Raw genomic sequence first — 2,011 nt, forward strand, 5'->3', positions numbered from 1 at the left:
CGCCAACCGCTCGGCCACCCCCACCGCCTCCCCCAGCGTGTCCACCACCGGCACTCCCACGCCCTCGAGGCTCGCGCGGCTGTGCGACCCCCCGGTGTAGAGCACCGCACTGGCCCCCACACCCCGCGCCGCCACGGCGTCGTCCGCCGCGTCCCCGATCACCACGGTCCGGCCGGGCTCCACGCCCGCCTCGGCCAGCTCGGCGAGATGCCGCACCATGTGCTCCGCCTTGCTGCCCCCGGACGGCCCCGTCCGCCCGTCGACGCGTATGAAGTGCGCCTCGATCCCGAACCCCCGCACCAGCGGCACCAGCTCCTCGTGGCCGTACAGGCTGAGGATCGACTGGCTCCGCCCCGCCGACCGCCAGCCGGCGAGCAGCTCGGCCGCACCCTCGGCCAGCCCGCACCGCCCCATGTGCACGCTGTAGTGGCGCTGGAAGGTCGCGTCCATGACCTGCCACTCGGTGTCCGTCGGCAGCCGCCCCATCAGCCGCTCGTAGAACTTCGGCACCGGTACGCAGTACAGCGCCCGGTACTGCTCCAACGTGATCGGCGCGAGTCCCAGCTCGGCGAAGGCCGCGTTCGTCGCCCCGATGATCGCCTCGTTGTCGTGGAACAGCGTGCCGTTCCAGTCCCAGACGATGTGCGCCCCTGTCTGCATCCCCATGCCCGAAAACGTACCCGGAGCGACTGACAGTCAAGTCACGGCCGGGGTCTGCGCCACGTCAGTGACCCGTTCCCACCAGGTTCGGGATCTCCTGCGTCGCGTACCACAGCAGTTCGTGGTCCTCCGCCCCGTCCACCACGAACTGGGCGTCGTCGTCCCCGCCGTCCGCCGCCGCGAGGGCGTCCGCGGCGGCGGTCACGTCGGCCTCCGCGTCGGCGGCGTCCACGTGCACCGCGGCCGCCTCGGCCAGCGTCAGCGGCCCGGCCACCCACACCTCGCCCAGCCCCGCCGGATCGAGCCCCCGGTCCGGGTCGGCCGAGGCGGCGCCGTCGGACACGTCGGCGGCGACCACGACCCGGCGGCGGGCGGTACCGGCGTCCGCCGCCAGCAGCCGCAGCGAGGCCAGCGCGGCACGGTTCAGGGCGGCGTACTCCAGTTCCTCGATGTCGTCCGACAGGTACCACTCGCGCAGCGCCGGCGTGACGGCGTAGGCGGTCAGCGGTCCGGCCGCCCCCAGCTCTCCCGTCCGGTGCGCCTCGGCGAGGGCGGCCAGGGTGAGGGGGACGTAGACGCGCATGGGGCTGCCGCTTTCGTGGTCGGGGACGCCGCCGGGGCGTTCGGTCGTCCGGCGGGAGGGCCTTCAGGATACGTGCGGGTGTCCCCTTTCGGGTTCCCGGCAGGAGGCCGCAGTCGTCCACCCCGGGCCCGTGATTCACCCAGCGCTCCCCTGTCGTCCCGGGCCTTCCACCGCCCCGGCCACCCTGATAGGTGAACCCCGCGACCCCCTCACCCCGGCCGCGCCGCTCCTTGCCGTGCCGTGCCCTCACCCCGTACAAGGTCCTCGACCGCAAGTTACTGCCCGGTATGGCCAGTCCGGGCCGCCGCAGAAACGGGGATCTCCATGCACAAGGTCATGACCAGGGCCGCCAGTCGCCTCCTGCCCCTCGCGTACGCCCCCGCGGGCCCCGCATCCCGCGCCCCCGGGGCCGCACCTCCGCGCCGGCCCGGCGGTGTCGTACGGACCTCGGCGCCCGGCGGCCGCCCGCCGGGCGCTCCGGGCAGGTCCCCGCGCGCCCGGACGAGGCCCGCGGACACCCGGCCGTCGACGGCCGGACCGGGGCGAAGGACCACCGGCGCGACCACGACCACGACCACGGCCCCCGTCGGGCCCCGCGGGGGCGCCGGCGCGACCGTGACGGCTCTCGCCACCCCGGAGCCGCGACAGGCTGCCCACGACGCCCCGGGCGTCCGTCCCACGGCGCGGACCGCCCCGGGCGCCCGGACGAGGCCCGCGGACACCCGGCCGTCGACGGCCGGACCGGGGCGAAGGACCACCGGCGCGACC

At 75.8% G+C, this 2,011-nt stretch carries 2 protein-coding genes; both read right to left on the reverse strand.

Annotation, left to right across the window (positions count from 1 at the left end):
• Nucleotides 1–666, reverse strand: a 666-nt coding sequence (locus HZS56_RS37645; protein WP_216725299.1) for an HAD family hydrolase, incomplete at its 3' end; no start/stop codon positions are given.
• A 58-nt stretch (nt 667–724) separates the two neighbouring features.
• Nucleotides 725–1,243, reverse strand: a complete 519-nt coding sequence (locus HZS56_RS37650; RefSeq protein WP_216725300.1) for a DUF6912 family protein — start codon at nt 1,241–1,243, stop codon at nt 725–727.
• Nucleotides 1,244–2,011 lie beyond the last annotated feature (768 nt).

The sequence above is a fragment of the Streptomyces mayonensis genome, assembly GCF_018982965.1.
Taxonomy (GTDB): domain Bacteria; phylum Actinomycetota; class Actinomycetes; order Streptomycetales; family Streptomycetaceae; genus Streptomyces; species Streptomyces mayonensis.